The organism is Bradyrhizobium sp. SZCCHNS3002 (genome assembly GCF_032377435.1).
Taxonomy (GTDB): domain Bacteria; phylum Pseudomonadota; class Alphaproteobacteria; order Rhizobiales; family Xanthobacteraceae; genus Bradyrhizobium.
The window spans coordinates 460,188-486,535 of sequence record NZ_JAUHHY010000001.1 but is presented as its reverse complement, the minus strand read 5'-3'; the positions used below and the strand labels follow the sequence as shown (position 1 = coordinate 486,535).

26 protein-coding genes are annotated in these 26,348 nt (G+C 65.0%); 16 read left to right on the top strand and 10 right to left on the bottom strand.

Going from position 1 to position 26,348, the window contains the following annotated elements; genetic code table 11:
* Window positions 1-26 precede the first annotated feature (26 nt).
* From QW845_RS02145 to QW845_RS02115, 7 genes are all read left to right on the top strand, one after another.
* Window positions 27-1,205, top strand: a complete 1,179-nt coding sequence (locus tag QW845_RS02145) for a radical SAM protein (protein WP_315800012.1) — start codon at window positions 27-29, stop codon at window positions 1,203-1,205.
* A gap of 119 nt (window positions 1,206-1,324) precedes the next feature.
* Window positions 1,325-2,164: a hypothetical protein gene (locus QW845_RS02140; RefSeq protein ID WP_315800011.1), complete on the top strand. Its 840-nt coding sequence runs from the start codon at window positions 1,325-1,327 to the stop codon at window positions 2,162-2,164.
* Window positions 2,165-2,304: 140 nt separating this feature from the next.
* On the top strand, window positions 2,305-2,541 hold the full coding sequence (locus tag QW845_RS02135; protein WP_315800010.1) for a hypothetical protein: 237 nt from the start codon (window positions 2,305-2,307) through the stop codon (window positions 2,539-2,541).
* Between the two features lie 24 nt (window positions 2,542-2,565).
* Window positions 2,566-3,711 carry a radical SAM protein gene (locus tag QW845_RS02130; protein ID WP_315800009.1) on the top strand — a complete coding sequence of 382 codons (1,146 nt, stop codon included), beginning with the start codon at window positions 2,566-2,568 and terminating at the stop codon, window positions 3,709-3,711.
* 41 nt (window positions 3,712-3,752) lie between these two features.
* The gene (locus tag QW845_RS02125; protein WP_315800008.1) at window positions 3,753-5,672 is read left to right on the top strand and encodes a RiPP maturation radical SAM C-methyltransferase; all 1,920 of its coding nucleotides are present in this window, start codon (window positions 3,753-3,755) and stop codon (window positions 5,670-5,672) included.
* Between the two features lie 26 nt (window positions 5,673-5,698).
* Complete coding sequence (locus QW845_RS02120) at window positions 5,699-6,544, top strand: aKG-HExxH-type peptide beta-hydroxylase (protein WP_315800007.1); 846 nt, start codon at window positions 5,699-5,701, stop codon at window positions 6,542-6,544.
* Between the two features lie 11 nt (window positions 6,545-6,555).
* A complete protein-coding gene (locus QW845_RS02115; RefSeq protein ID WP_315800006.1) occupies window positions 6,556-7,137 on the top strand; it encodes a hypothetical protein in 582 nt (193 codons plus the stop codon).
* 17 nt (window positions 7,138-7,154) lie between these two features.
* Here the strand turns inward: QW845_RS02115 and rimO are convergent, their stop codons facing one another.
* Entirely contained in the window at window positions 7,155-8,480 is a 1,326-nt protein-coding gene (rimO, locus tag QW845_RS02110; protein WP_315800005.1) for a 30S ribosomal protein S12 methylthiotransferase RimO, read from the bottom strand.
* 113 nt (window positions 8,481-8,593) lie between these two features.
* Here rimO and QW845_RS02105 point away from each other — a divergent pair, with 113 nt between their 5' ends.
* The 5 genes from QW845_RS02105 to QW845_RS02085 all read left to right on the top strand — a co-directional run bounded on the left by QW845_RS02105 (window position 8,594) and on the right by QW845_RS02085 (window position 14,376).
* Entirely contained in the window at window positions 8,594-9,184 is a 591-nt protein-coding gene (locus tag QW845_RS02105; protein ID WP_315800004.1) for an ANTAR domain-containing response regulator, read from the top strand.
* Window positions 9,181-10,335: a CmpA/NrtA family ABC transporter substrate-binding protein gene (locus QW845_RS02100; protein ID WP_315800003.1), complete on the top strand. Its 1,155-nt coding sequence runs from the start codon at window positions 9,181-9,183 to the stop codon at window positions 10,333-10,335. The genes QW845_RS02105 and QW845_RS02100 overlap by 4 nt, the downstream gene beginning before the upstream one ends.
* Window positions 10,336-10,678: 343 nt before the next feature.
* On the top strand, window positions 10,679-12,469 hold the full coding sequence (locus QW845_RS02095) for a NirA family protein (RefSeq protein WP_315800002.1): 1,791 nt from the start codon (window positions 10,679-10,681) through the stop codon (window positions 12,467-12,469).
* Window positions 12,466-14,067 (top strand): sulfite reductase subunit alpha, encoded by a 1,602-nt coding sequence (locus QW845_RS02090; RefSeq protein ID WP_315800001.1) that lies wholly within the window; start codon window positions 12,466-12,468, stop codon window positions 14,065-14,067. The genes QW845_RS02095 and QW845_RS02090 overlap by 4 nt, the downstream gene beginning before the upstream one ends.
* Before the next feature lie 159 nt (window positions 14,068-14,226).
* Window positions 14,227-14,376 (top strand): hypothetical protein, encoded by a 150-nt coding sequence (locus tag QW845_RS02085; RefSeq protein WP_315711980.1) that lies wholly within the window; start codon window positions 14,227-14,229, stop codon window positions 14,374-14,376.
* Between the two features lie 6 nt (window positions 14,377-14,382).
* Here QW845_RS02085 and QW845_RS02080 read toward each other — a convergent pair whose 3' ends face one another.
* The 3 genes from QW845_RS02080 to pxpB are packed head-to-tail and all read right to left on the bottom strand — an operon-like array spanning window position 14,383 to window position 16,963.
* On the bottom strand, window positions 14,383-15,150 hold the full coding sequence (locus QW845_RS02080) for a 5-oxoprolinase subunit PxpA (protein WP_315800000.1): 768 nt from the start codon (window positions 15,148-15,150) through the stop codon (window positions 14,383-14,385).
* A gap of 50 nt (window positions 15,151-15,200) precedes the next feature.
* Window positions 15,201-16,235, bottom strand: coding sequence for a biotin-dependent carboxyltransferase family protein (locus QW845_RS02075; RefSeq protein ID WP_315799999.1), 1,035 nt, complete (start codon window positions 16,233-16,235; stop codon window positions 15,201-15,203).
* Complete coding sequence (pxpB, locus tag QW845_RS02070) at window positions 16,232-16,963, bottom strand: 5-oxoprolinase subunit PxpB (RefSeq protein WP_315799998.1); 732 nt, start codon at window positions 16,961-16,963, stop codon at window positions 16,232-16,234. The genes QW845_RS02075 and pxpB overlap by 4 nt, the downstream gene beginning before the upstream one ends.
* Before the next feature lie 247 nt (window positions 16,964-17,210).
* Here pxpB and QW845_RS02065 point away from each other — a divergent pair, with 247 nt between their 5' ends.
* Both QW845_RS02065 and QW845_RS02060 read left to right on the top strand, forming a co-directional pair.
* Complete coding sequence (locus tag QW845_RS02065; RefSeq protein WP_006613956.1) at window positions 17,211-17,909, top strand: ribonuclease activity regulator RraA; 699 nt, start codon at window positions 17,211-17,213, stop codon at window positions 17,907-17,909.
* A gap of 54 nt (window positions 17,910-17,963) precedes the next feature.
* Window positions 17,964-18,371 carry a cupin domain-containing protein gene (locus tag QW845_RS02060; protein WP_315799997.1) on the top strand — a complete coding sequence of 136 codons (408 nt, stop codon included), beginning with the start codon at window positions 17,964-17,966 and terminating at the stop codon, window positions 18,369-18,371.
* Window positions 18,372-18,448: 77 nt separating this feature from the next.
* On the opposite strand, the gene QW845_RS02055 is transcribed toward QW845_RS02060, so the two are convergent.
* Both QW845_RS02055 and QW845_RS02050 read right to left on the bottom strand, forming a co-directional pair.
* A complete protein-coding gene (locus QW845_RS02055; protein WP_315799996.1) occupies window positions 18,449-19,327 on the bottom strand; it encodes a DUF2147 domain-containing protein in 879 nt (292 codons plus the stop codon).
* Window positions 19,328-19,418: 91 nt separating this feature from the next.
* The gene (locus QW845_RS02050) at window positions 19,419-19,895 is read right to left on the bottom strand and encodes an Lrp/AsnC family transcriptional regulator (protein WP_315799995.1); all 477 of its coding nucleotides are present in this window, start codon (window positions 19,893-19,895) and stop codon (window positions 19,419-19,421) included.
* A gap of 147 nt (window positions 19,896-20,042) precedes the next feature.
* Here QW845_RS02050 and QW845_RS02045 point away from each other — a divergent pair, with 147 nt between their 5' ends.
* On the top strand, window positions 20,043-21,062 hold the full coding sequence (locus QW845_RS02045) for a 1-aminocyclopropane-1-carboxylate deaminase (protein WP_172108925.1): 1,020 nt from the start codon (window positions 20,043-20,045) through the stop codon (window positions 21,060-21,062).
* A 919-nt stretch (window positions 21,063-21,981) separates the two neighbouring features.
* Window positions 21,982-22,419, top strand: coding sequence for a hypothetical protein (locus QW845_RS02040; RefSeq protein ID WP_315799994.1), 438 nt, complete (start codon window positions 21,982-21,984; stop codon window positions 22,417-22,419).
* A 157-nt stretch (window positions 22,420-22,576) separates the two neighbouring features.
* Here QW845_RS02040 and QW845_RS02035 read toward each other — a convergent pair whose 3' ends face one another.
* The 4 genes from QW845_RS02035 to QW845_RS02020 all read right to left on the bottom strand — a co-directional run bounded on the left by QW845_RS02035 (window position 22,577) and on the right by QW845_RS02020 (window position 26,330).
* Window positions 22,577-23,368, bottom strand: coding sequence for a transporter substrate-binding domain-containing protein (locus QW845_RS02035; protein ID WP_315799993.1), 792 nt, complete (start codon window positions 23,366-23,368; stop codon window positions 22,577-22,579).
* Window positions 23,369-23,546: 178 nt separating this feature from the next.
* Window positions 23,547-23,957 (bottom strand): hypothetical protein, encoded by a 411-nt coding sequence (locus QW845_RS02030; protein ID WP_315799992.1) that lies wholly within the window; start codon window positions 23,955-23,957, stop codon window positions 23,547-23,549.
* 244 nt (window positions 23,958-24,201) lie between these two features.
* Window positions 24,202-25,200, bottom strand: coding sequence for a hydroxyacid dehydrogenase (locus QW845_RS02025; RefSeq protein ID WP_315799991.1), 999 nt, complete (start codon window positions 25,198-25,200; stop codon window positions 24,202-24,204).
* Between the two features lie 29 nt (window positions 25,201-25,229).
* Window positions 25,230-26,330: a sn-glycerol-3-phosphate ABC transporter ATP-binding protein UgpC gene (locus QW845_RS02020; RefSeq protein WP_315799990.1), complete on the bottom strand. Its 1,101-nt coding sequence runs from the start codon at window positions 26,328-26,330 to the stop codon at window positions 25,230-25,232.
* Between the last annotated feature and the right edge of the window lie 18 nt (window positions 26,331-26,348).

The following is a 26,348-nucleotide window of genomic DNA, read 5'->3' as shown; positions in this document are numbered from 1 at the left end:
GAATGACTCCCGTCGAGGAGATCGTGATGGGTGTCGAGCTTCGTCCGCTGGGCGTGACCTGCAACATCATGTGCCAGTATTGCTACCAGAACCCGCTCCGGGACAGCGGCAGCCTGCGCCCGCGCTATGACATCGATGCGATGCTGGCCGCCCTCGCAGAGGACGATGAGCCGTTCACGTTGTTCGGCGGCGAGCCGCTGCTGCTGCCGCTGCCGGATCTCGAGAGGCTGTGGGCATTCGGACTGGCGCGCTTTGGCCGCAACCGGATCCAGACCAATGGCACGCTCATCACAGACCGCCACATGGAGCTGTTCGCGACCTATGCGGTTCATGTCGGCATTTCCATCGACGGCCCTGACGCTTTGAATGATGTCCGCTGGGCCGGGTCCCTCGACAGGACGCGGGACCTCACCAAGAGCGTCGATCGCGCGATCGCCGGACTGTGCGAGCGGGGCCTGCATCCGAGCCTGATCATCACGATGCATCGGGGCAATGGGCTGCCGCAGCACTGGCCCTCGATGGACAGCTGGCTGCTGGAGATGCAGGCGAGGGGGGTGCGAAATGTCAGGCTGCATGCACTCGAGGTCGACTCGCCCGCCGTGCAGGCGCATTGGGCGATGACCGATCCCGAAACCATCGCGGCGTTTCTGCACTTCTATCGATTCGAGCGCGAGCACCTCACCTCGATGCGCTTCGATATCTTCGACGAGATGCGCGCGCTTCTTCGTGGGCTGGACGACCAGACCGGCTGTGTCTGGCACGGTTGTGATCCGTATACGACCGGCGCGGTGCACGGCATCGAGGGATTTGGCGAGCGCAGCAATTGCGGCCGCACCAACAAGCGCGGGATCGACTTCATCAAGACCGAGGCTGCCGGCTATGAGCGCAGCATTGCCCTGTGGTTCACCCCGCAGCCGGCCGGCGGCTGCCGCGACTGCCGCTTCTTCGCGATGTGCAAGGGCCAATGCCCGGGAACCTCGATCGACGGCGATTGGCGCAACCGCAGTGCGCAATGCGCGCTCTGGACCGCGCTGTTTGTCCAGATCGAGGAAGACCTGCTCGCTGCAGGCGAAACGCCGTTGTCCTGCGATCCTCGTCGCGCCGAGATCGAGCACAGGCTCATCAAGTCGATGATGGACGGCCGGGTCCCGTTGCTGACGGAGATCATGGAGGATCTGAGTGGATCGCCGCCTGTGGCGGTTTGAGATCCAGGACGTTTGCGAAAGAGAATTTGGCCGATCAAATGTCCGAGCATGCCGCGATCCTCCCTCCGATCCGCCCGCCATTCGTTCGCATCGGCTGGGTCTCGGAGGCTGCGAGAAAGGTGTGGGAGCCGCGCTTCGAGCTGATCAGGACGGAATGGAAAGTGTTGCGTTGGCGGGCGGTCGCGGCCGGTTTGAGCCGGGCATCGATCAGCACCGTCAACCCCGAAGCTCTCGATGAGATGGCGCTGCAGGTCGAACGCGCAGGGCTCGCGCTCATACCAGTCCGACTGGCGGTCGAGGCGGTCCCGAAATTGCCGTCGTCGCAGACGCGGGCAAGACTGCCGCTCGAAGTCACCATCGCTGTCGTCCGTGCTCGCGACACGGATGAGTTCGAAGCCGACTGGCAGCGCGATCCGGCACGAACATTGCGGGACTGGGCAGGGTGTCCCCATTGTTGCGCGGAGGCGCTGCGCCGCCGCGAGCGCCGGCCGCTGGATCCGGTCTGGGCGAGCGCGCTGTTCGAGAGAACCGGAGCGTCGGGACATCGGCGGATCGAGCTGCCGTCGCGGCCGGCGACGAACATGCTCTGGCGGTCAATTGATCTCTGCATCATCCCGCATTGGCCTTGCCGGCTCGATTGCCCGGCAAGCGCCGCGCTCGCGGCGAACATGCTCGCATTCGGCCGAGCGCATTGCGGGCAGACGACGGAGTGGCTGCTCGATGTCCTGACGTGGCCGGCCGAGTGGTCGATGATGCACGGCATCGCCGAGCTGCACGCGCCGGTCTGCCGGATCACGGCATCGACCTCCTACAGCAGCGCACGCCGCGAAATTATCTATCATGGCGCGACCTGGCCCGTTGAAGGCGCGAGCGGCTTGCGCTTCCCGTATCGGGCACCATCGCGCGAACGCTGGACGGGGTCGAAGAGCTTTCGTGGGGGAACGCTGACGACAGGGTAGGCGGTCCTACTTCCCCGGCCCGAGTGAAAATACAATCTCCGCGAGTTGTGATGTATCTACTTCCGCAAAAGTGTTATATGCTCCGCTTTGCGTTGATTGACCACCTTCATTGCCAAGAGCGATTATCGGGAGACTCCAAGATGTCTTACATGGACAAGAAGATTCAAATCACTGCGGACCTTGCGAAAGTGAAGGCTGCGGCGGCCCAGCTGAAGAGCCAGGCCAATGCCGCGGACGAGCTCCAGAAGGATCCGCAGGGATATCTCGCCCAAGTCGGCATCGAGATCGATTCGAACACGGCCGATCTGATCAAGGATCGCCTGTCGGGCCAGAAGGCGACCGCCGCGCCTGCCTCGGTCATTCACGTCGACGTCTGACCGCGATCTCAAGCCGGCCGGACAATGTCTGCATTGCCCGGCCGGAAACGTGCTGCAGCTCCGACCTCCGTCAAAGTCAGTTCCTGCCCCTGGGAGCAGCTGGACATGCATTCGCGTGACCGCGTGACGAAACCGACTGAGCTTGTCTTCAATATCAGTTACCGCTGTCCGCTGAAGTGCAGCCATTGCTGCTTTTCGTCGGATATGACTCAGCTCGACCTGCTGCCGCAGGACCTGATGATCGCAGCGATCGATGATGCAGCCGTCGCTCACGACATGACGCGGATCAATCTGGTCGGCGGCGATCCATTCCTCCAGCCCGAATTGATGCGCGCTGCGGCATCCCGCGCCAGGTCGTTCGGCCTCTCCACGTCCGCGACCACCAGCGCCTATTGGGCGACATCCGAAGCGAAGGCCGAGCGGATCCTGACTCCACTGGTTGAAGCAGGTCTCGAACGGATCATCATCTCTTTCGACGACATGCATGCCGAATTCTTGGACGGGCGCAATATCGCGCATGCCTACCGGGCTGCCCGTTCGCTCGGATTGGACGTGCTGATTGCCGTCGTGACATCGCCGGGCAGCGTGATCGACCGGTCCCGGATCTTCGATCTTCTCGGTGTCGACCCTGACTCGGATCCGCAGCTGTCGGTGTACGAGACGGCGATCAACTCCACGGGACGCGCCGTCGACGATGTCAGCGCGTCCGACCTCGACGCAAGGCGGCATTCGCCACAGGTCTATCGCGGACCATGTCCCTCGGTGCTGAGGCATTTCTCCGTGGCCCCGAGCGGGAACGTTCTGCCCTGCTGCGGCGTGCTGCCGTTTCATGCCGCGATGAGCGTCGGTGATCTGAACGAGACGCCGATGTCCGAGGCGATGTCCCGCGCCTACATGGACCCGGTGTGGAAGTGGATTGCCTTCGAAGGTCCGGTCGCTCTGCTCTGCGAAATCACGGCGGAGACCGAACGACCGCTCGCGGCCAGCGATTTCGACGGCATCTGCACGGCGTGCGACCGTCTGTTCTCAAATCCCGAGCTGCTGCAATTGCTCGATAGTCATCTGCCGCGGAAGCTGCCAACGTTGACGCTGCTCGAGCACATGTTCGAGGCAGTGGGTGTATTTCATTCGGTGCCTCCGCCGTCATCCGACCTGTCCGCCAAGTTCTGACAGCCCAAGTTCTGAGAGCCCAAGTTCTGAGAGCCATTGCCATGACCATATCCGTTGCGCTGGTTGCAGCGCCGTTCCTGGCCCTGACGCGGCCCGCGCTGGGGATCAGCACGCTCCAGGCGGCCCTCGAGGACCGCGGGATCGACGCACGGCAGTACTATCTCGGTTTTGCGTTTGCCGAGTTGATCGGCGCCGACACCTTCCAGTTCATCGCGGAGCAGGTTCAGACCAGCCTGCTGATCGGTGAATGGGTGTTCGCCGCGACCTTCGAAAACGCCCCTGATCCTGTCGCGGAAGCCCGGCACCGGGAGCGAATGGAAGCCTATTGCGGCAAGCATTGGCCCGCGGTCGTCGCGGCGCGCGATGCGGCGGAGAGGTTCGTCGACCGGTCGGCTCGTCTGCTGATCGCAGACGGCGCCCGCATCGTCGGCTTCTCGTCGACGTTCCAGCAGAATTGCGCGTCTCTCGGCATCGCGCATCGCATCAGGCAGCTCGCGCCGGACACGATCATATGCTTCGGCGGCGCCAACTGCGAGGGGCCGATGGGCGAGGCGCTGCTCGAACGCTTCCCGCAAATCGACTATGTGTTTCGCGGCGAGTCCGACCGGACCTTTCCGGATTTCGTCGAGCGCTTCCTTGCAGGCACCTTGCCTTACAGTGAAAGCACCGACGTGCTGGGCCGCGTGGGCACGAATGAGAGGATCGCGGAGACTCCGCTGCAGAATCTTGACGAGCTTCCCGTCCCCGACTTCACCGACTATTTCGCGGAGCTGAGGCAGGCGTCGTTCTGCGATGATCTGCTCCCCGCGCTGCCGTTCGAGAGCTCGCGCGGCTGCTGGTGGGGCATGAAGCACCACTGCACATTCTGCGGCCTGAACGGCGCGACGATGGCGTTTCGCACCAAGTCGGCCGAGCGCGTGCTGGCCGAGCTCGCAACACTATCCGCGCGCTGGAGCGTCAAGCGCTTCGAGGCGACCGACAACATTCTGAACTTGAAGCATGTCGACGCCGTGTTCGGCCACCTCGCCAACACCGCGCCGTCGCCTTACCGGATCCTCTACGAGATCAAGTCGAACATGCGCCCCGAGCAGCTGCGTACGCTCGCGCGCGGCGGGGTGACCTGGGTTCAGCCGGGCATCGAGCATCTCGACAACGATGTCCTGCGCCTGATGGAAAAGGGCGTGACCGGGCTGCAGAACGTCCGCGTGCTCCGAAGCTGTGCCGAGATCGGACTCCGGCCGATCTGGAACGTGCTGTGCGGCTTCCCCGGCGAGCGGCCTGCGGCCTACGCCAAGATAGCGCGATGGTTTGCGCTGCTGGAGCATCTGCAGCCGCCGACCGGACATTGCCGGATCAGGCTCGACCGCTTCAGCCCGTACTTCAACCACGCGGCCGAGTTCGGGTTTGAAAATGTCGCTCCCGCGCTGGCCTATCAGGCGGTCTATGGCCAGCCGGAAGATGTGCTGACGCGGCTCGCTTATTTCTTCGATGGCACGGCAGCCAACACCGCGTCGGACGAGGATCTCGCGCCGCTCGGCGCGGCGATCAGGCTTTGGCGGTCTGCACATGTGGACGGCACCGCAATGCCGATACTGGCGGTGGTCGGATTGGGTCCGTTGTCGATCCTCAAGGACACGCGCCGGATCGCAACCGAGACATGGCGCATCCTCGATCCGATCGAGATCGCCGTGCTGGACGCCTTCCGAGAACCAGTTCGCATCGACGCGACCCTCGGGCGACTGGTCGACCAGGAGACCTCCTGGCCAGAGGTGGAGCAGAGCTACGCCGGCCTGGTCGCCAGCGGGTGCATCCTGGAAGACGAGGACTGCGCGCTGACACTGGTCACCAGCACCGAAGCCCTCGTCATCGACGACGAATGCCGGCGCGATTTCCCCGGCGGCTGGCTGCGCCCGATCGCCAGGGACGGCTCCGGCGCGTCGTCCGCTCAGCTTCAATTCTGAATCAACAACCGTCGCGGGAGGAGACAATGATCGACTGGTCGCGGGCCGCGGCACCACAGGATGATCTGTATGACGCCTTGCTGGCCTGTCATCTCGCCAGCACGACCACGAACGCTCACCGGCCGGAGCCGTTCGTGCACCGGGTCGCCGGCCATTCGCCGCGCATCTTCGATGGCGCCGTGTCGGTTCGCTACGTGCAGCCGACCGCGCCGGGGGCGCCCGTATTCAGCAACGGTCCGCTGGAGCACCCCAACATCGATGCTGCCGTCGACTACGTGCGGCGCTGGCCGGTCGCCTTCGAACAGATGCGCATGCTCATCGATTCCTTCCATCCGTTGGCGCGTCCCGATGTTGCGGAGAGCGACTATCGCGAGGGCTATGGATCCTACAGCGGCTCGACCGACGACCGGCTAGGCACGCTGTTCGCCACCATCTTCGATCCGATCGGCCTGGCCCAGGCGTTCGTGCACGAGATGGGACACAACAAGCTTCGCGCGCTCGGCATCAATCTGGAATCCGCGGATCGGCTGGTGTTGAATCCGGCGGACGAGTTGTATGTCAGCCCCGTCATCAAGGATCGTTTGCGCCCGATGACCGCGGTGCTGCACGCGGAATATTCGTTTGCCTACATCACGGCGCTCGACATCGTGCTGATCGAGACCGAGCCGGATGAAGAGCGGCGCCAATTGCTGTTTCGCCTGCTGCAGCGCAATCTCGCCCGCATCGAGGAGGGGGTCGACGAGATCCGGCGGTACATCCGCGTCGACCGGGACGGAGAGGCGTTCGTTGCCGGCCTCTATGCCTGGATCGACGCGTTGATCGCGCGAGGCCGGCAGTTGCTCGAGACCCGCGAGGCGGCGGCGGTGCACTGAGGAGGCCGTCGTTGGACCTGTCAACGTGGCGAGCGCTGATGTCCGGCGAACGGCCCGCGCCGGATTGGCTTGCGGCCGACAACGGCTTCGCGTCCGTCTGCGGAATGCGAGAGGCTCACGCTCCCATCGCCGCGGCCGTAAGAACGGTCACGGCCGGGGCGCGCTACAACATCATCGATCTCGGATGCGGCAATGGGGCGCTGTTGGCCGCGAGTTGCGAAGGGACGCCTGATCTGCAGCCGCTCGGCATCGAGCGAGATTCACGAAAGCTCGTCCATGCGCGAGCGATGTTCGGACGAGCGGTTTCGCACTGGCCGAGTTGCGACATGTTCGCTTGCCCCGCACCGCTTGAGACGGCCGCTGATCGGAGCGTCGTTTTGATCATGCCCGGACGGTTGCTCGAAGCGGGCGCTGACAGGGCTGCCGCACTGTGTCGGTGGCTTCGCAGCCACGCCGACATCATCCTCTGCTACGCCTATCCCGATTGGATCGCGCGCTACGGCAATCTTGATGAACTCGGCAGACGCGCCGGCTTTGCATCATTGGAAAGCGTGGGACCCGACCGGACGATTGCGATCGGCCGGCTTCCCTGAGTTGCCGTTGACCCGCGCTAGAACCCAGCGACCGTGCCGTGCAGGTCGTATTCGTCGGCACGCTCGATCTTGACCGTGACGATCTCGCCGACACGCAGCGGCCGCCGGCTGGACAGATAAACGGCGCCATCGATGTCCGGGGCATCGGCCTTGGTGCGGCCCTTGGCGACGCTCGGCCCGACCTCGTCGATGATCACCTGCTGACGCGTTCCGACCTTGCGCTTGAGCCTGCGCGCCGAGATCTTCTGCTGGCGGGCCATGAGCGCGTCCCAGCGCTCCTGCTTGACCTCGTCCGGGACCTGGTCGGGCAGGGCGTTGGAGGTCGCGCCGGCCACCGGCTCGTATTTGAAGCAGCCGAGCCGATCGATCTCGGCCTCATCCAGCCAATCCAGCAGGTAGGCGAAGTCGGCGTCCGTCTCGCCGGGGAAGCCGACGATGAAGGTCGAGCGCAGCGCAAGATCCGGGCAGGTCGTCCGCCAGGCCTTGATCCGGTCCAGCGTCTTGTCCTGCGCCGCCGGGCGGCGCATCGCCTTCAGGACGTTGGGGCTGGCATGCTGGAACGGGATGTCGAGATAGGGCAATATCTTACCGTCCGCCATGAGGCCGATCACCTCGTCGACATGCGGGTAGGGGTACACGTAGTGCATGCGCACCCAGGCGCCGAGCTCGCCGAGCTCGCGCGCCAGATCGAGGAAGCGAGCCCGGACGTTGCGGTCCTTCCAGGCGCTTTCGGCGTATTTCAGGTCCAGCCCATAGGCCGAGGTGTCCTGAGAAATGACCAGGAGCTCCTTGACCCCGGCTGCGACCAGCCGCTCGGCCTCGCGCAGCACGTCGGCCGCGGACCGCGACACCAGATCGCCGCGAAGCTTCGGGATGATGCAGAAGGTGCAGCGGTTGTTGCAGCCTTCGGAGATCTTCAGATAGGCGTAGTGCCGGGGCGTGAGCTTGATGCCCTGCGGAGGAACCAGGTCGAGATGCGGGTTGTGCGCCGGCGGCGACGCGCGATGGACGGCGTCCAGCACGCTCTCATACTGCTGCGGGCCGGTGATCGACAGCACGCCGGGATAGGCCTGCTCGATCTGCTCCGGCTCGGCGCCCATGCAGCCGGTGACGATGACCTTGCCGTTCTCGGCCATGGCCGCGCCGATCGCCGACAGCGATTCCTGCTTGGCGCTGTCCAGGAACCCGCAGGTGTTGACGATGACGACGTCGGCGCCGTCATGCTTCCGGGCGAGCTCGTAGCCCTCGGCGCGCAGGCGCGTGATGATGCGCTCGGAATCGACCAAGGCCTTGGGACAACCGAGCGAAACAAAGCTGATCTTGGGCGCCGAACCCTGCTGCATCTTGGAACTGCCTGATGAGATAGGCGTCAGCTAGTCCGAATTGTCCAGAAAGACAAGGCTTTGAGGCGGCCACGTCCATGCTATGGGTGAGGGCCCGGACAACCTGGTGATCGATGAGCGCCGAGCAATCGCCTAAAATCGTGATCGTCGACGAAAGCCCGATCCGCGCGGCCATCCTGGAGGAGGGCTTGCGCGAGGCGGGTTTTACCGGCGTCGTGCATGTCAGCGAGATGCAGGGTCTCCTGGCGCGCATCTATGCCCTGGACCCGGACGTCATCGTCATCGACCTGGAGAACCCCAGCCGCGACGTGCTGGAGCAGATGTTCCAGGTCAGCCGCGCCGTCCGCCGGCCGATCGCGATGTTCGTGGACCAGAGCGACGCGGCCTCGATCCAGGCCTCGGTCGAGGCGGGCGTCTCAGCCTACATCGTCGATGGGCTGAAGAAGGAGCGGATCAAGCCGATCCTCGACCTCTGCATCTCGCGCTTCAATGCGTTCTCCAAGCTTCAGGACGAGCTCGAGCGCACCAAGTCCGCGCTGGAGGACCGCAAGGTGATCGACCGCGCCAAGGGCATTCTGATGAAGATGAAGGGCTTCACCGAAGAGGAAGCCTATGTGCTGTTGCGCTCCACGGCCATGCGCGAAAAGAAGAAGATCGGCGAGATCGCGCAGTCGATCCTGACCGCCTCGGAGTTGTTGAAATGACCGGCCCGCTTCGCATTGGCTTCATCCCGCTGGTCGATGCCGCCGCGCTGATCGTCGCCGTCGACAACGGCTTCACCGCGGCCGAAGGTCTCGACGTCACGCTGGTCCGAGAGGTGTCGTGGTCGAACGTGCGCGACAAGCTCAACATCGGCCTGTTCGACGCGGCGCATCTGCTGGCTCCCGTCGCCATCGCGTCGAGCCTGGGCATCGGTCACGTCAAGGTGCCGATCGTGGCTCCTTTCAATCTCGGGGTGAACGGCAACGCGATCACCGTGACGCCGGCGCTGCATGCGGCGATCATGGCCAATCTCGATGGGGATCGTTTCGACCCGATGGCGACGGCGCTGGCGCTGGCGCGCGTCGTCGCGGAACGGCGCAAGGCCGGGCGCGAGCCGCTGACGTTCGGCATGACGTTTCCGTTCTCGACCCACAACTATCAGTTGCGGTTCTGGATGGCCGCAGGTGGCGTCGACCCCGATGAGGACGTCCGCCTCGTGGTGCTGCCGCCGCCCTACATGGTGGAGAGCATCGCCAACGGTCACGTCGACGCGTTCTGCGTCGGAGCACCGTGGAACTCGATCGCAGTCGATCTCGGCATCGGCCATATTCTCCACTTCGTGTCTGACGTGCTGGTGCGCGCGGCCGAAAAGGTGCTGGCGGTCAGGCAGAGCTGGGCTGACAAGAATCCCGGCGCTCTCGCCGGCCTGGTTCGCGCCTGCGCCAAGGCCGCCAATTTCATCGAACAGAACCACGCAGAATCCGCGCGCATCCTGGCTCAGCCGGAGCGCATCGGCGTCGATGCGGAGGTGCTCCAGCGTACGCTGGACGGCCGCCTCAAGATCTCGCCGGACGGCACCTTCCGCGAAAGCTCGCGCTATCTGCTGGTGGGCCGCGAAGACGCGGGACGGCCCGAGAGGATCCAGGCGGCATGGCTCTATGCCCAGATGGTGCGGTGGGGCCAGACTCCCCTCAGTACTGAAGCCCTGGGCACTGCCATGGGCGTGTTCCGGCCGGACATCTACGACGCGGCCATGGGCACGGCCGCGGTCGGCACGGATGCCGCCATCGGCGCATTCGCCGGTCCGCCTTTCGCGGCGGACGACGTGATCGGCCATCTCAAGGCCTTCAAGATCGGCCGCTGGACGGCCTGATTCACGCACCGATCACGGTCTGGGCACCGTGTGCCGTCGACCAATTTTTGGGCGGCGTGCCCGTATTTCGAGGCTTGAGTCGGTTAACTTGCCTTCATTGATTCGATCAGCATTCTGATTTTACAGGCTTTTCCTGATTTTTCAGGCTGGCACGCAACTTGAATATTGCAGTGCAGTCAGCCGCCGCAGATGCCGCTGACTGCAATCCGTGTCGGATTTCCGCAGCAACGAAGCTGGTCGGATCTTTCATCGGAAGCAGGCCATGTCGGCCTGTCGGACGGTGCGATCCTCATCCCATTCCCGAACGCCAACCGCCGTGGCCGCTGGAGCTTCGTCCGCCATCATGAAAATCGAATCGTTGTCAGTCGACTTCAACGACGAGCAGAAGCGCTACCTCGAAGGCTTGGCTGCGGGCCTCAAGGTCACGCTGGCAGGGCGCGGCCAGGGTGGCACGCCGACAGCAAGCGAGCCGACCGGTCCAGACGCCATCCACATCAAGGCGCAGGACAAGGTGATCGCGTCGGGACGGAAGCTCGTCGACCAGGAGAAGGTCAAGCGCGAGCTCCATCCCTTCGATGCCTACGAGAGGCTGAAGGAGCAGGCGCGCAATGATGCTGCGCCATCCACGGCCGACAATTTCCGCTGGCGCTATTACGGCCTGTTTCACGTCGCGCCGGCGCAGGATTCCTATATGTGCCGGCTGCGCATTCCCAACGGCATCCTGAAGCATTGGCAACTGACGGGCCTTGCCGATCTCGCCGACCAGCTTTGCGGCCCCTACAGCCACGTCACCACGCGGGCCAACCTGCAACTGCGCGAAATCCCGCCGCGGCACGCGGTCATGCTGCTGGAAGGACTCTCGGATCTCGGTCTGACGGCGCGCGGCTCCGGCGCCGACAACATCCGCAATGTGACGGGGACGCCAACGGCCGGCATCGATCCGCAGGAATTGCTGGATACGCGGCCTTTCGCCCGCGAATGGCATTTCCACATCCTCAACGACCGCTCGCTGTACGGCCTGCCGCGCAAGTTCAATGTCGCCTTCGACGGCGCCGGACGGATCGCGGCACTGGAGGACACCAACGACATCGCCTTCTCGGCGGTCGAGGTGAAGGACGGCTTTGGCGTTGCGCCGGGCGTGTGGTTCAAGCTCGGCCTCGGCGGCATCACCGGACACAAGGATTTCGCCAAGCCGACAGGGATCATCGTCGAGCCGGAGCGGGCGACCGAGGTGGCCGACGCCATCGTGCGGCTGTTCATCGAGACCGGCGACCGCACCAATCGCCTCAAGGCTCGGCTCAAATATGTGCTCGACAGCATGGGCCACGACAAGTTCATGGAAGCCGTTGAAACAAGGCTCGGCCGCAAGCTGGCGCGCGTCCCCGACGAGGCGCTCGCGCCGCGGCCCGACGCCGATCGCATGGCCCATATCGGCGTCCACCAGCAGAAGCAGCAGGGGGTGAACTGGATCGGCGTGGTGCTGCCGTTGGGCAAGCTGACGACGGACCAGATGCGCGCGCTCGCCAAGATCGCAGCCGATCTCGGCGACGGCGAGATCCGGCTCACGGTGTGGCAGAACCTGCTGCTCTCGGGCGTTCCCGACGACAAGGTCGCGCTGGCCTGTGCGGCGATCGAGCAGATCGGGCTGTCGACAAAGGCCTCGCACATCCGCGCCGGACTGATCGCCTGCACCGGCAACGCCGGCTGCAAGTTCGCGGCATCCAACACCAAGAAGCATGCGGCCGAGATCGGCGACTGGTGCGAGAGCAGAGTGGACGTCGACACCCCGTTGAACATCCATCTCACCGGCTGTCATCATTCCTGTGCCCAGCACTACATCAGCGACATCGGCATGATCGCGGCAAAGGTGCCGGTCGGTGATGGCGACGACACGGTCGAGGGCTATCACCTGTTCGCCGGCGGCGGGTTCGGCCCGCAGGCCGACATCGGCCGCGAGGTCTATCGCGACCTCAAGGCGGCGGATGCGCCTGTAACCGTTGAGAAGCTGCTCAAGGCCTATCTCGCCCATCGCGCCTCTCCCGAGGAGACCTTCCTGTCGTTCGCACGCCGTCACGACGGCGAGGCGCTGCGCAATCTCGCCGAAGCCCAGACCTCGTCGGAGGTGTCTGCATGAACCAGATCACGCCCATGCCCAAGATCGAGATCATTCCTTCGACGGCGCCATTCTCCGAGGCGCAACGCTCATGGCTCAACGGCTTTCTGGCCGGAGCGCTCGGCTTCGACGGCGCGACAGCGTTGTCGCCGGTGCAGAACGGCGCCGTGCTTGCGCCCGCGGGCGACGGTGACGACGGCGAGGCGCCATGGCACGACCAGACCATGCCGATCGCCGAGCGCATGAAGCTCGCCGACGGCCGTCCGCTGCGCCGGCGCATGATGGCGGCCATGGCGCAGCAGGACTGCGGCCAATGCGGTTACAATTGCAGCGACTATTCGGATGCGATTGCCGATCGCAGCGAGGCGCGGCTGAATCTGTGCGTCCCCGGCGGCAAGGAAACCGCGCGGATGCTCAAGGCGCTCTACGAGGAGATCGACAGGGCTCCGGCCGCGGCCAAGCCCGCTGCGGCTGCGCCGGCCACCGTCTCCGTCGTCGTCAGCGAGCCCGGTCGCTCGCGCGACAATCCGGTCGATGCGACGTTCCTGTCGCGGCGCCTGCTCAACAAGCCGGGCTCGGAGAAGGAGACCTGGCACATCGAGTTCGATCTCGGCGAGAGCGGGCTCGACTACGTCGTCGGCGATTCCTTCGGCATCTTCGCCAAGAACGATCTCGGCCTCGTCGATCAGATCATCGCGCTGCTCGGCGCCTCGCACATGACCGAGGTGAACGGCAAGCCGCTGCGGCAGTGCCTGTTGGAGGACGTCTCGCTGGCGCCGGCGCCGGATTCGCTGTTCGAACTGATCTCCTTCATCACCGGCGGCGCAACCCGCGAGAAGGCGCGGCAGCTGGCGCAGGGCGAGGATCCCGACGGCGACGCGGCGACGCTCGACGTGATGGCGGTGCTGCAGAAGTTCTCCGGCGTCCGGCCGCATCCGGAGGCCTTCGTCGAGGCGCTGGAGCCGCTGCAGCCGCGGCTCTACTCCATCTCGTCGTCGCACAATGCCACGCCCGGCAGGTTGTCGCTGACGGTCGACTGCGTCCGCTACGTCATCGGCAAGCGCAAGCGGCTGGGACTTGCCTCGACGTTCCTGGCCGAGCGGATCAATCCCGGCGACAAGCTGCGCGTCTATGTGCAGAAGGCGCACGGATTCGCGCTGCCCGCTGATCCGAAGACGCCGATCATCATGGTCGGTCCCGGCACCGGCGTCGCGCCGTTCCGCGCGTTCCTGCACGACCGCAGGGCGACCGGCGCGCCCGGCAAGAACTGGCTGTTCTTCGGACATCAGCGCAGCGACTGCGACTTCTTCTACGCCGACGAACTGAACGCCATGAAGACGGCCGGCCTCCTGACGCGGTTGTCGCTGGCGTGGTCGCGCGACGGCGACAAGAAGTTCTACGTCCAGGACCGCATGCGCGAGGTCGGGCGCGAGGTCTGGACCTGGCTCGCCGACGGCGCCCATCTCTACATCTGCGGCGACGCCAAGCGCATGGCCAAGGACGTCGAGCGCGCCCTCGTCGACATCGTCGCCCAGTTCGGGGCCCGCTCGACCGACGAGGCCGTCAGCTTCGTGGCCGACCTCAAGAAGAAGGGCCGGTTCCAGCTCGACGTCTACTGAAGGGGAACCCTGCGGAGAATATTCTCGGCCGCGAGCCCGGCCGAGAATTTTTTGGTTCCAGCGGGACCCGAAGCAGGGGGCTTGTCGTTATTTCGCCGGTTGCCTTGCACCGGCCCGCGAGAACGCTTTTCTCATGGCCGGAACTTCAGGAGACCGGCCATGCGGACGATATCGACGCCCCTGCGACAGATGCCCCAGGCCCGCGCCATTCGCGAGCGCGGCGCAACTGTCGCGCTGGTTGCCTTCTACAGCGCGATGGCGCTGATTGCCGCGATCACCCTGGGCACATCCTTCACGCACCCGTTCTGATCCTCCTCACCTCTTGAACGGCGCGACCGTGATGCCGGCCGCGTCCAGCGCCTTGCGGACCTCCCGCGCAATCTCGACCGCGCCAGCGGTATCGCCGTGAATGCAGACGGTGTCGGTGCGCATCTTCATCACCTTGCCCGTCACCGAGATCACCGCGCCATCCTGAACCATGCGCACGACGCGATCGGCGATGACCTTGGGATCGTGCAGCACGGCGCCGGGCTTGCTGCGCGACACCAGAAGCCCGTCGTCGCCATAGGCGCGATCGGCGAACACCTCGTGCGCCATCGACAGATTGGCCTTCTCGCCCGCGGTCACCAGCTTTGAGTTGGCGAGCACGACGAAGATCAGGCTGGGATCGACGGCCTTGATCGCCTTGGCGATCGCGTTTGCCGTCATGTCGTCCTCGCAGGCGACGTTGGACAGCGCGCCGTGGGCCTTCACATGCGTGACCTTGTGGCCGGCCGCGGTGGCGATCGCCTGCAGCGCGCCGATCTGATAGGCGACGAGGTTTTCGATCTCCGATGATTTCAATCCGGGTACCGGACGCCGGCCGAAACCATGCAGATCGCGATAGCCGGGATGCGCACCGACGCTGACGCCTTTGGCCTTCGCCATCTCGACCGTGCGGCGCATGATGTCGGCATCGCCGGCATGAAAACCGCAGGCGACGTTCACCGACGTCGCCAGCTCGATCATGGCGGCATCGTTGCCCATTTCCCACGGGCCAAAGCTCTCTCCGAGGTCGCAGTTCAGGTCGACGGTGCTGGTCATGTCAGGGTCCGCTCGTTGATGGGTCCGAAACAGCGTGAGATGTGCTCAAATCAATCGGGAGTCGCTCCGGGCCAGGTGGTGGCGTCGGTTGCGCTGACCGCATGACCGGCGACATTGGCCGTGAACAGCGCATCGACATTGAAATCGCTGTTGGCGAGCTCGGTGACGCGGCCGGGCAGGCTGCGCAGCAGATCCTTGTAGCGGCGCAGTTCGGCCTGCGCCTCGGCGATGCTCACGGCCTTGAAGCGGAATGGCGTGCCGGCGGGCGTCTGCGCCAGGCGGCCGAAATCCGCCGTGATGACGGTCGCGATCTTCGGATAGCCGCCGCTGGTGCCGCGATCGGACATCAGCACGATCGGCGAACCGTTGCCAGGCACCTGGATGCTGCCGTCCACGGTGCCGTCGGAGACGATGTTGTGGCCATGGAGATGGCGGATCGGCGGTCCTTCGAGGCGATAGCCCATGCGGTCGCTGGTTGCTGACACCATCCAGTCGCTGCCGAGGAACAGCGCTTTCATCTCGTCGCTGAACTCATCGTCCTGCGGCCCCATCACGACGCGGATCACGCCGCTCATTCTCGGCACATCAATCCGCAGTTCCGGCGCGTCGCTGGCGGGGGTGACCTCGAACCTGTCGCCGGCCTGGAGCGGCCGCGGGTAGGGGCTGCCGAGCCCGGCGCGCGCATTCACCGAGAGACTGTTGAACATCGGCTCGCCGGCGATGCCGCCTTCGATGGCCAGATAAGTGAACGAGCCGCCGCGCGCAAAGCCGAGCGTGAGCTGCTCTTCGTCGTTCAGTGTCACCGACGTGTTGATCTCGATCGGCCGCTTGGCGACGTCCGCCGGCCGCTGCGCGCCGGCGAGCGCCACGCGCACCGCGCCGCCCTTCGCCGCGAACGTCGCGCCGAACGGGCCGATCTCGATCGCAGCCGCCATCGGCACATTGCCGACGAGGCTGTTGGCTGCGGCCAGCGCCAGCTTGTCCATCGCGCCGGATGGCGTCAGTCCGTAGCGCTGAGCGCCGAAACGCCCACCATCCTGGACCGAGCTTGCCGGACCGATCTGTGAGACGACGAGCGTGCTCATGCGGCGATCCGCTCTGCGATGAGCTCGCCGCCCTCCGCGGCGCGCTCCTGCTCTGCGAAGGTCTTCACGTCGACGGCGTAGAAGCTGACCTCGTCGCCGGGCTCGAGCAGGAAGGTCGGGTCGCGGTGCAGTTGAAACGTCCGCATCGCGGTGCGCCCGAGCAGGTGCCAGCCGCAGGGGCCGGCAAGGCACTGGATGCCGGTCTGGATGCCGCCGATCGCGATGATGCCTGCCGGTGTCGAGAGCCGCGGATTCTGGCGGCGCGACATCTGCAGCGTCGGATCGAGACCGGACAAATAGGACCAGCCCGGCGTGAAGCCGATCATCGCGACGCGATAGATGCCGGCGACATGGCGGGCGACGACCTCGTCCGGCGTCAGGCCCAACGCCTTCGCGACATCCTCGAGGTCGATGCCATTCTCTCCGCCATAGCAGACTGGAACCCGCCAGCGCCTGACCTCGCTGTCCGGCGCAAGCGACCCGGCCGACAGCGCCAACAGCTTTGCCCCAAGCGTGTCGTGGTCGATCACACCTGCATCGTAGTGCACCAGCAGCGAGCGATAGGTCGGCACCGTCTCGGTGATGCCCTCGATCCCGGCCGCTGCCACCGCATGGTCGAGCGCAAGCACGCGGCGATTGGCGGTCTCGTCGATGGTCCGGCTGAACTCGACGGTGACCGCGCTGTCGCCGCTGGGCAGCAGGCGAGGAGGTGGAAAAGAGTCGGCCATTTGTCCGAAAAGATCCGTGTTGCTGTTCCTCATCTAGCTGCTTTCGATCGCCAGTGGAATTGCGCTGGAGACAAAAAGTCTCGAAAATTCAATAAATTAATCGGATGCCCCGCGATAAGAAGACCTTATCGGGCCGCTGCAGGCCCCGCATGCGCTGGGCGCACTGAGCATGCCCTTGACGCGGCCTTCGTCGCTCGCAAGATGCGCCTGCTTTTTCCGCCAGCCTGTTTGGAGCGCCAGTCTCACAATGTCCCTCACTCCCGAAGCCATCGCTACCCTCTCCCAGGTCACTACGGCGACCATCACGACGGTCCTGCTGAAGAAGGGGTTGCGCAATGTCTGGCTGCGCGGCGCCAAGCCGCTGCGCCCGGGACAGAAGCGGCTGGTCGGTCCCGCCTTCACGCTGCGCTTCGTGCCGGCGCGCGAGGATCTGGCGACGCCGGAATCCTGGTCGTCGCCGATCTCGACCCGCACCGCGATCGAGGCGATGCCCGAAGGCTGCATCGCCGTGGTCGATGCGATGGGCGTCAAGGACGCCGGCATCTTCGGCGACATCCTGTGCGCCCGCATGGTCAAGCGCGGCGTCACCGCGCTGATCACCGATGGTGTCGTGCGCGACCTCGAAGGCGTGATGGGCACCGGCCTGCCGGTGTGGTGCGATGGCTACGCCGCGCCGCCGTCGGTCGCGGGGCTCACCTTCGTCGGCTGGGGCGAGGCGATCGGCTGCGGCGGCGTTGCGGTGTTTCCGAACGACGTCATCGTCGCCGACCAAGATGGCGCGGTGCTGATCCCGCAGGCGATGCTCGATCACGTGCTCGCCGAAGGCCCGGAGCAGGAGCGCATGGAAGCCTGGATCGTCGACGAGGTGAACAAGGGCGCGGTGCTGCCGGGCCTCTATCCGATGAATGCCGAGACCAAGGCGCGCTACGCGGCGTCGAAGAAGTAGGTCGCGGCCGACGCGGCGATCGATCGACTGCAAGGACTCAGGAAAGGCAGAACCATGGTGGATGTTTATCTCTCGGGCTCGCGCCCCACGCGCCGCGCGGCGGCCGAAAGTTTCACCGGCACGGTGTGGCAGGACCCGATCATCACACCGCAGGCGCCGGCCCGCGTCGCCTCGGCGCGCGTGGCGTTCGAGCCCGGCGCGCGCACCGCTTGGCACACCCATCCGCTCGGACAGACGCTCTACGTGATTCAGGGCGTCGGTCGGGTGCAGGCCAAGGGCGGGCCGGTGCGCGAGATCAAGGCCGGCGACGTCGTGTGGATTCCGCCGGGCGAGAAGCACTGGCATGGCGCCGCGCCGACCACCGGCATGGTCCACGTCGCGATGCATGAATCGCTCAACGGTGAGCACGTGACGTGGATGGAGCACGTCACCGACGAGGAATATGCGACGCCGGTCGGCTGATGCGGGACTAGCAAGACCAAGAGCGCGCGGTCGCAGGGCCGCGCGCTTTGCTTTTGGAGGCGCGTCGCGCGCCGGGCTCAGTTCACCCGCGTCCAGGTCTGGCCGCCGCAGAACATGCCGCCGAAGGCGCAGCCCTGCACGCGCAGATTGTCCGCTCCCTTCAGCGCGATGGTCGAATCGTAGGTGCTGCCGCTGTTCGGATCGAAGATGCGGCCGGTCCACTTCTTCTCCTGGGCCTTGTCGCTCGGCCGCATGTTGATCAGGATCTGCTCGCCGTTCTGCTTGGTCTTCGCATCCACGGCGTAGCCGCAGAGATTGGCGCCGCAGGGCTCGATGCGGATCTGGCCCTCCTTCTCCTCCGTCAGCCAGATGCCGACCGGCGAGTTGGGATCGCGACCGGCGGTCTGCGCCGCAGCGGGCGGAGCGGCTGCGGTGGTCACGGCAGGCGTCTGGGCTGGACGCGGTGGCGGCGGCGCGGCGGCGGGAGCCGGAGCAGCAGCAGGAGCCGCAGCGGCCGGCGGCGCAACAGGTGCCGTGGCATTGGCGGCTGGGGCCGCCGGAGGTGGCGGCAGCGGCGCCGGTGGCGCGGCCGCCTGGACGGGAGCAGGAGCGGCCGGCGGGCTCACCGGTGCGGCTGCCGTCGGAGCAGGCTCGGCGGGAACTGGAGCAGGGACCGCGACGGCGGGAGCAGGCGGTTGCGGGGCCGGGGTGACCGCCGCCTCGGTGGGCGCCGGAGCCGGCTTGTCCGCCGCGGCCGGCGGCCTGGCCGCCTGATCCGGATCGCGCTTGGTGCGCTTGGACTTCTTCTGCTCGGTATTGTCGTAGACGCCGGGGATCTGCACGGTGCCGCGGTCGGGATCGATGCGGATCGTCTTGCCGCCGTACTCGATGACGTACTGCGCCTCGGCGGCACTGCTGGCCAGAACCACGGCAGCAACGGCCAACAGCCTCTTCATCAGGATCTCCACGATGTCGGTTGCTGATGTGAGCGAGCTCACGCGCAATTAAGTCGCCGCTGCGGCAGCCCTGGTTCAACGCGCCCTCCGCTCAGAAATCCAGCGGCGCATTGTCGACCACCTCCTTCATCACGAAGAAGGTGCGGGTCTGCCGCACGCCGGGCAGCGAGATCAGCTGGTCGCCATGCATGCGGTTGAAGTCCTGCATGTCGCGGACGCGGATCTTGAGGAAGAAGTCGAAATCGCCGGCGACGAGATGGCAGTCGAGCACGAATTTGAGCTTGCGGATCGCGGCCTCGAAGGTGCGAAAGCTCTCCGGCGTCGAGCGGTCGAGCACGACGCCGACCAGCACCAGTGCGCTGCGCTCGACCTTCTCCGGCGCGATCTGCGCGCGCACGCTCCGGATGTAGCCCTCCTCGAACAGGCGCTGGGTGCGGCGATGGCAGGTGGCCGGACTGACGTGAACGGTGGCGGCAAGCTCGGCATTGCTCATCCGGCCGTCCTTCTGCAGCAGTTGCAGGATGCGTCGGTCGACGCGGTCGAGATCGGTTTCGGAAGTTTCTTTCATATGACACACAAGTTTTGGGAAAACCCATCGCTCAACGAGCCAAGTGCCAACGTAAGCATGAAATTCTGCGCCAATAAAGAGAGCACCTTTCTCAGGCTTTTTCGTATGTTGGGGACGACCGATCTCATTCACCCACGGAGAGGCCCCGTGCTTCGGCTCGACAAATTCAAAAAATATCCGCTCACCTTCGGTGCCACCCCGATCGAGCATCTGCCGCGGCTGACGGCGGCGCTCGGCGGCAAGGTGCAGATCTACGCCAAGCGCGACGACTGCAATTCCGGTCTCGCCATGGGCGGCAACAAGCTGCGCAAGCTCGAATACATCGTGCCCGACGCGATCGAGTCCAATGCCGACACCCTGGTCTCGATCGGCGGCGTGCAGTCCAACCACACCCGCATGGTGGCGGCGACCGCGGCCAAGATCGGCATGAAGTGCGTCGTCGTCCAGGAGAGCTGGGTGCCGCACGAGGACGCCGTCTATGACCGCGTCGGCAACATCCTGATGACGCGCCTGATGGGCGCCGACAGCCGCATCGTCGAGGACGGCTTCGACATCGGCATCCGCAAGAGCTGGGAGAACGCGATCCAGTCGGTGAAGGACGCCGGCGGCAAGCCCTACGGCATTCCGGCCGGTGCTTCCGTGCACAAATTCGGCGGCCTCGGCTATGTCGGCTTCGCCGAGGAGGTGAGGGCGCAGGAAGCCGAGATGGGCATCAAGTTCGACTACATCATCGTCTGCGTCGTCACCGGCTCGACCCAGGCCGGCATGATCGTCGGCTTTGCCGCGGATGGACGCGCCGACCGCGTCATCGGCATCGACGCCTCCGGCACGCCGGAGCAGACCCGCAGCCAGGTGCGGCAGATCGTCGACAACACCGCCGAGCTGGTCGAGCTCGGCCGCAAGGTGCGCGACGACGAGATCGTGATCCTGAATGACTACGCCTATCCGGCCTATGGCGTGCCGAGTGCCGAGACCAACGAGGCCATTCGCCTCGCCGCCCGCACCGAGGCGATGATCACCGACCCCGTCTACGAGGGCAAGTCGATGCAGGGCATGATCGACCTCGTCAAGAAGGGCTACTTCCCGGAGGGATCGAAGGTGCTCTACGCCCATCTGGGCGGCGCGCCGGCGATCAACGGCTACAGCTACACGTATCGCAACGGCTGAGGCCTGTTTGAACTCCGTTCGCTGCGCGGTTATGAGCCGAGCTTTCACAACACGCTCCACTGTCGTCCCGGCCTCGAGCCGGGACCCATAACCACCAGCGGGACTGTTCTGCAGGCCTGCACCTTCGCACCTGCCACAAACGACGGCCTGTGAGCATGGGTCCCGGCTCGAGGCCGGGACGACACCGTTTGTGTCGCCCGAGCGATCCGCACCTAACACTCTAGAGCATGACCTTGCTGTCTCGCGACGCATGACGTCCGAGTGATCCATCAGTCGTGCCCCTCTGAAATAGAAGAGGGCGCAGGGAATGCCGGGTGAGGGCCTCACCCATGGCCCGCCTGCGTAAAAAAATGCAGGCGGCAGGTACCACAGGTGCTGCCGATCAACCGGCATTCCCTGCGCGACGGTCTTAACGCTTATACGCAGTCTCCCTGGTGCGCCGGGCTTGTTGGCCACCATCACCACGCGGCGCCTTGAGCACCTTCGCGGCTTGATACCAGCGTCGGGGTATCAGGACCCTGCGACTTCACGTCCGCAAGCTGCCATTCGTCCGCGTGCAAGCACGCTTTCGGCATCTCGCGGCCGTCGCCTCCCCACCTCGCGTGTCGTGACGATCGCGCGCAACGCCCCTCTTCGATGAGGCGGGATGGCGGCAGTAAAGCATGAAATTCTGAAAAACAAAAGTGGAATATTTTCTACCGGAGGACTGGACAGAGGTCTTCTCATTGAAACTACGCCGGAATATCGCGTTTAGGTGCGGGTCGTTCGGGGTAGGCTCGGCGTGCAATTCCACGGCGGGTAGACTGACGCTCCACGAGGTCCGATCTAAGGTCACAACCGGCCATCGTATATCTACTCCCGGCCCAGAGGTGACACTCAGCCCCTAGCAACAGCGAAGGGCGATCGCTAGAATTCGGTCATGAGCGACACCGCGAAGGCCACCGGTAGGGGACTGCGCTTAGGCTGGCATTGGCTTTGGTTCGTGCCGCTTTGCGTGATCGTGCTCGCGTTCGTGGAGCGGCACACGGTTAGCCACGCTTTCTTGCTCATCAAGCTCGGCTGGCATCGCTGGACGTGGGGCGCTCTGATCTCGCCGTCTGCGGCGTTCTTCCTCGGCGTAATTGCGACTTCAATTATTTGGCCGCTTTACGGTCTAGCTGTTGTTGCGTTTCTCGTCACGGTGAGACAGCCATGGCGATGGGTGGTCTTGATGATCGCCGGGGTATTGCTGCTTCCGTTTGTCACCGATCTTCTCACTTGGGGATCATTCCCCTTCATCTTTGACAACACAGGGAGCGCACGATTGAGAATGATCCCCTTCCTCCCGTGGCCGAGCGGCGCTTACGGGGAATATTGATTGCGTGTCTGCTCTGCTCCGTGACAGCGACGTTGCTTCGTTTTCCGCCAAGCCTTAACTTTTTCGATCCGACGTTCTCACGGGGCACTTGCAGAGAGTCTGCCTAATTCATCGAACGCTGCATATTCAGCCTACATCCCGTCAGCTTCGTCAGAATTTACTCGAACCAATTCTTGTAGATCGCCTGGTAGCTGCCGTTCTCCGTCGAGATGTGCAGCCATTGGTCCACGAACGCCTTCAGCGCCACGTCGCGCTGCAGCCAGTAGGCCTTCTCCGAAAAGTCGAACGGCTTCTCTGGGTGGACGGCGCACAAGACACCAGGATGCAGCTTCTGCTGGTAGCGCGTCTCAGAGGCGTCGGTCATCATCAGGTCGGCGTCGCCCTTGGCGATCTCGTCGAAGATGGTGACGTTGTCGGTGTGGACGCGGATGTCGGCCGCCTTGATGTTGGCGCGAGCAAAGCGCTCGTTGGTGCCGCCTGGATTGACGACGACCCGGGTGCCGGGCTTGTCGATGTCGGACAGCGTCTGGTACTTCGAGGTGTCGCTGCAACGGGCGATCGGTGTCTTGCCCTCGCGCATGATCGGCGTCGAGAAGTAGCCCTTCTTCTGACGGTCGAGCGTGATCGACACGCCGCCCATGGCGACGTCGAACTTGTCGGCCTCGAAATCCTTCATGAGCTGCGGCCAGCTCGTCGGCACGAACTCGACCTTGACGCCGAGCGCCTTGCCGAGCGACTCGGCCATGTCGACGTCGAAGCCGGAGAATTTGCCGGTCGCCTTGTCGAGATAGGTGAAGGGCTTGTAGTCGCCGGTCATGCCGACCCGCAAGCTACCGCGCTGCACGATCTCGTCGAGCCGCGAGGCCTGGTCCGCGGCCGCCGGCACAGCAAGGCTGCAGACAAGGACGAGCCCGGTCAGGACGGACAGCGGACGATCGAAAAACCCCATGATGGCGACACCTCGGCTTGAGTGGGACGAGGGTCTTCTTACAGGAAGCGGTGTCGCGGGACGAGGGGCAGGCGGCGGTCGCATCGTTCGGATCGGCTCACGGCCGCCGCCAGCGGTCGAGCCTCCTGGTCCACCAGGCAATGCCGCGCATCATTCAACGATGCGCGGCCACCGAGCGCTAGGTCCGGCCGGGTTCGACCGGAGCAAACGCACCCTTGCCGGTCATCTCGTTCTTCAGTGCCTCGAAGCGCTCTGCCGCCTCGCGCGCACGGGTGTCGACCATGTCGATGGCGGCTTCGGCCGTCATCGGGCCGCTGCTGACGGCGATCGAGGTCGGCCCGACGGTCTCATCGACATAGTAGCCGTCCTCGCCGCGCCGCGCGGTCCAGCGGAAGCGGATCGCAGAGATCGGGCCGGGACCGATCTTGGTGTAGCCGTCGGCCTGACCGAATGAGACCACCGTACCCGTGGCCTTTCTGGCTGGAGAGTTGGGAACAGGCGCGCTCGCCCGGTCGTCACGCTTCGCAGATTCCGGCTTGTCGAGGATGCTCGCTATCGTTGCGAGCGCGTGCTCCGTCGCAACACTCATGATCGCCTCTGTTCCTACTGACGCGCGCAAACGCCGACGCCAATAGCTGCAGTTGTAGCGAAGTCTGGGCGAGATGCAACATTGCGTTCAAATTTGGGCGACAAAGCGGTGGATGAAGATCCCCGCAGGACGGCGCTCGACTCAGCCGGCTCGTCTCCAAACGTGAATGGCCGGGATGGAGCCCGGCCATGATCATTCGAGCACTGAGCACAAGTATCAGCGCGAGACGGCGCCAGCCCGCGATTCAGAGCACGTCCTGATTGATCACGTTCTGCCGAATCGGCACGCCGTCGAGCACACTGAGGATGTTGCGCGCGGTCTGCTCGCTCATGCGGTCGACCGCCTCGCGGGTGACGCCGGCGACGTGCGGGGCCATGATCACGTTGGGCAGCATATGCAGCGCGTGGCCGACCGGCGGCGGCTCCTGCTCGAACACGTCGAGGCCGGCGCCGGCGAGGCGGCCGGACGCCAGCGCGTCGTACAGCGCGGCCTCGTCGATCAGGCCGCCGCGCGCGGTGTTGATCAAATAGGCGGTCGGCTTCATCAGCCGCAGACGCGCGGCATTGAACAGGCCGATGGTCTCGGGCGTCTTCGGGCAATGGATGCTGACGAAGTCGGCGCGCGGCAGCGCGGCGTCGAGGTCGGTTACCGGCTCGCAGCCAGCGGCGGTGATGTCGGCGGCGGGCTTGTAGGGATCGTAGACCAGGACCTGCATCTCCATCGCCAGGCAGCGCTTGGCGGTGCGGGTGCCGATGCGGCCGAAGCCGATGATCAGCACGGTCTTGCCGTAGAGATCGAACGGCAGCACGCCGAGCCGCGAGCCCCAGGTGCCGTCCTTGACCATTGCATGCATCTCGTTGGCGCGCTTGGCCAAGGTCAGCATCATGAACAGCGCCTGCTCGGCGACCGACGGCGAATTCGCGGTGCCCGCGACCATCAAGGGCACCTTGTGGCGGCTCAGCGCCGGCACGTCGACCGCATCGAAGCCGACGCCGATCCGGGTCACGACCTTCATGTCGCCGGCAGCGACGAGCTCCGGCTCGCCGAAGCGCGTCGCACCAAGAGCCACACCATGCACCGGGGCATGGGAGGCGAGCAGCACGGAGAAATCCGCAGCCGAGATCATGTTGGGGAACTCGATCATCTCGACGTCGTCACGCGCTGCGAGCAGCGCGCGTCCCTTGGCCGAGAAGGATTCCGTGACGAGGATCTTGTTCTTGTTGGTTGCCGTCCTGGTGGTCATGTCCTGCCCTTGAATCGTCCTGGTGCTCGTCAGATCACGAGCCCGGTCGCCTCGTTTAGCAGGTGCATGTTGTTGAGGTCCATTGCCATGCGCAGAGGGCTGCCATCCCGCGCGCCGGCATTGGGGTTGACTCGCCCGCAGACCGGCGTCTCGTTGAGGGTGAAGTAGACCAGCGTCTCCATGCCCATCGGCTCGGTGACGTCGAGCAGCGCCTCGAACGGCTCGATCCCAGGCTCCGCATGCGGCTTGGTCTCGGTGATGTGCTCCGGCCGGATGCCGAGCAGCAGCGGCTCATTCCGTGACACGGACTGATAGCGCGCGGCGCGCGCGGGCGGCAGCGGAAAGGCGATCCGATCGGTGAGGCGGATGTGGAGCCGGCCATTGGCCTCCTCGAGCCGGCACGGCACGAAGTTCATCGCGGGCGAGCCGATGAAGCCGGCGACGAAGCGTGTCGCCGGATTGTGGTACAGCTCGTTCGGCGTGCCGATCTGCTCGATGCGGCCCTTGTTCATGACCACGACACGATCGGCCAGGGTCATCGCCTCGACCTGGTCGTGGGTGACGTAGACCGTCGTGGTGCGGACCTTCTGGTGCACCTTCTTGATCTCGATGCGCATCTGCACGCGCAGCTTGGCGTCGAGGTTCGACAGCGGCTCGTCGAACAGGAACACCTTGGGATTGCGCACGATGGCGCGGCCCATCGCGACGCGCTGGCGCTGGCCGCCGGAGAGCTGCTTGGGCTTGCGGTCGATGAGGTCGGCGATATCCAGCATGCGCGCGGCCTCCGCCACGCGGCTCTTGATCTCGGCCTTCGGATAGTGCTTCAGCCGCAGCCCGAACGACATGTTCTCGGCCACCGTCATGTGCGGATAGAGCGCGTAGTTCTGGAACACCATGGCGATGTCGCGGTCCTTCGGCGGCACGTCGTTGACGACGTCGCCGCCGATCGTGATGTCGCCGTCGGAGATGTCCTCGAGCCCTGCGATCATCCGCAATGTCGTCGACTTGCCGCAGCCGGACGGGCCGACCAGCACGACGAACTCGTGATCGGCGATGTCGAGATCGATGCCACGGACGGCCTCGACGTCATCGTAGCGTTTCACGACCTTGCGCAAGCTCACTTCAGCCATGTCAGATCAACTCCCGTC

Excerpts from the sequence above, each read along its gene's own strand:
- QW845_RS02145 (WP_315800012.1), top strand. The coding sequence starts at position 27 with ATGGGTGTCGAGCTTCGTCCGCTGGGCGTGACCTGCAACATCATGTGC.
- QW845_RS02135 (WP_315800010.1), top strand. The coding sequence starts at position 2,305 with ATGTCTTACATGGACAAGAAGATTCAAATCACTGCGGACCTTGCGAAA.
- QW845_RS02130 (WP_315800009.1), top strand. The coding sequence starts at position 2,566 with ATGTCTGCATTGCCCGGCCGGAAACGTGCTGCAGCTCCGACCTCCGTC.
- QW845_RS02125 (WP_315800008.1), top strand. The coding sequence starts at position 3,753 with ATGACCATATCCGTTGCGCTGGTTGCAGCGCCGTTCCTGGCCCTGACG.
- QW845_RS02120 (WP_315800007.1), top strand. The coding sequence starts at position 5,699 with ATGATCGACTGGTCGCGGGCCGCGGCACCACAGGATGATCTGTATGAC.
- rimO (WP_315800005.1), bottom strand. The coding sequence starts at position 8,480 with ATGCAGCAGGGTTCGGCGCCCAAGATCAGCTTTGTTTCGCTCGGTTGT.
- QW845_RS02105 (WP_315800004.1), top strand. The coding sequence starts at position 8,594 with ATGAGCGCCGAGCAATCGCCTAAAATCGTGATCGTCGACGAAAGCCCG.
- QW845_RS02100 (WP_315800003.1), top strand. The coding sequence starts at position 9,181 with ATGACCGGCCCGCTTCGCATTGGCTTCATCCCGCTGGTCGATGCCGCC.
- QW845_RS02095 (WP_315800002.1), top strand. The coding sequence starts at position 10,679 with ATGAAAATCGAATCGTTGTCAGTCGACTTCAACGACGAGCAGAAGCGC.
- QW845_RS02090 (WP_315800001.1), top strand. The coding sequence starts at position 12,466 with ATGAACCAGATCACGCCCATGCCCAAGATCGAGATCATTCCTTCGACG.
- QW845_RS02085 (WP_315711980.1), top strand. The coding sequence starts at position 14,227 with ATGCGGACGATATCGACGCCCCTGCGACAGATGCCCCAGGCCCGCGCC.
- QW845_RS02080 (WP_315800000.1), bottom strand. The coding sequence starts at position 15,150 with ATGACCAGCACCGTCGACCTGAACTGCGACCTCGGAGAGAGCTTTGGC.
- QW845_RS02075 (WP_315799999.1), bottom strand. The coding sequence starts at position 16,235 with ATGAGCACGCTCGTCGTCTCACAGATCGGTCCGGCAAGCTCGGTCCAG.
- pxpB (WP_315799998.1), bottom strand. The coding sequence starts at position 16,963 with ATGGCCGACTCTTTTCCACCTCCTCGCCTGCTGCCCAGCGGCGACAGC.
- QW845_RS02065 (WP_006613956.1), top strand. The coding sequence starts at position 17,211 with ATGTCCCTCACTCCCGAAGCCATCGCTACCCTCTCCCAGGTCACTACG.
- QW845_RS02060 (WP_315799997.1), top strand. The coding sequence starts at position 17,964 with ATGGTGGATGTTTATCTCTCGGGCTCGCGCCCCACGCGCCGCGCGGCG.
- QW845_RS02055 (WP_315799996.1), bottom strand. The coding sequence starts at position 19,327 with ATGAAGAGGCTGTTGGCCGTTGCTGCCGTGGTTCTGGCCAGCAGTGCC.
- QW845_RS02050 (WP_315799995.1), bottom strand. The coding sequence starts at position 19,895 with ATGAAAGAAACTTCCGAAACCGATCTCGACCGCGTCGACCGACGCATC.
- QW845_RS02040 (WP_315799994.1), top strand. The coding sequence starts at position 21,982 with ATGAGCGACACCGCGAAGGCCACCGGTAGGGGACTGCGCTTAGGCTGG.
- QW845_RS02035 (WP_315799993.1), bottom strand. The coding sequence starts at position 23,368 with ATGGGGTTTTTCGATCGTCCGCTGTCCGTCCTGACCGGGCTCGTCCTT.
- QW845_RS02030 (WP_315799992.1), bottom strand. The coding sequence starts at position 23,957 with ATGAGTGTTGCGACGGAGCACGCGCTCGCAACGATAGCGAGCATCCTC.
- QW845_RS02025 (WP_315799991.1), bottom strand. The coding sequence starts at position 25,200 with ATGACCACCAGGACGGCAACCAACAAGAACAAGATCCTCGTCACGGAA.
- QW845_RS02020 (WP_315799990.1), bottom strand. The coding sequence starts at position 26,330 with ATGGCTGAAGTGAGCTTGCGCAAGGTCGTGAAACGCTACGATGACGTC.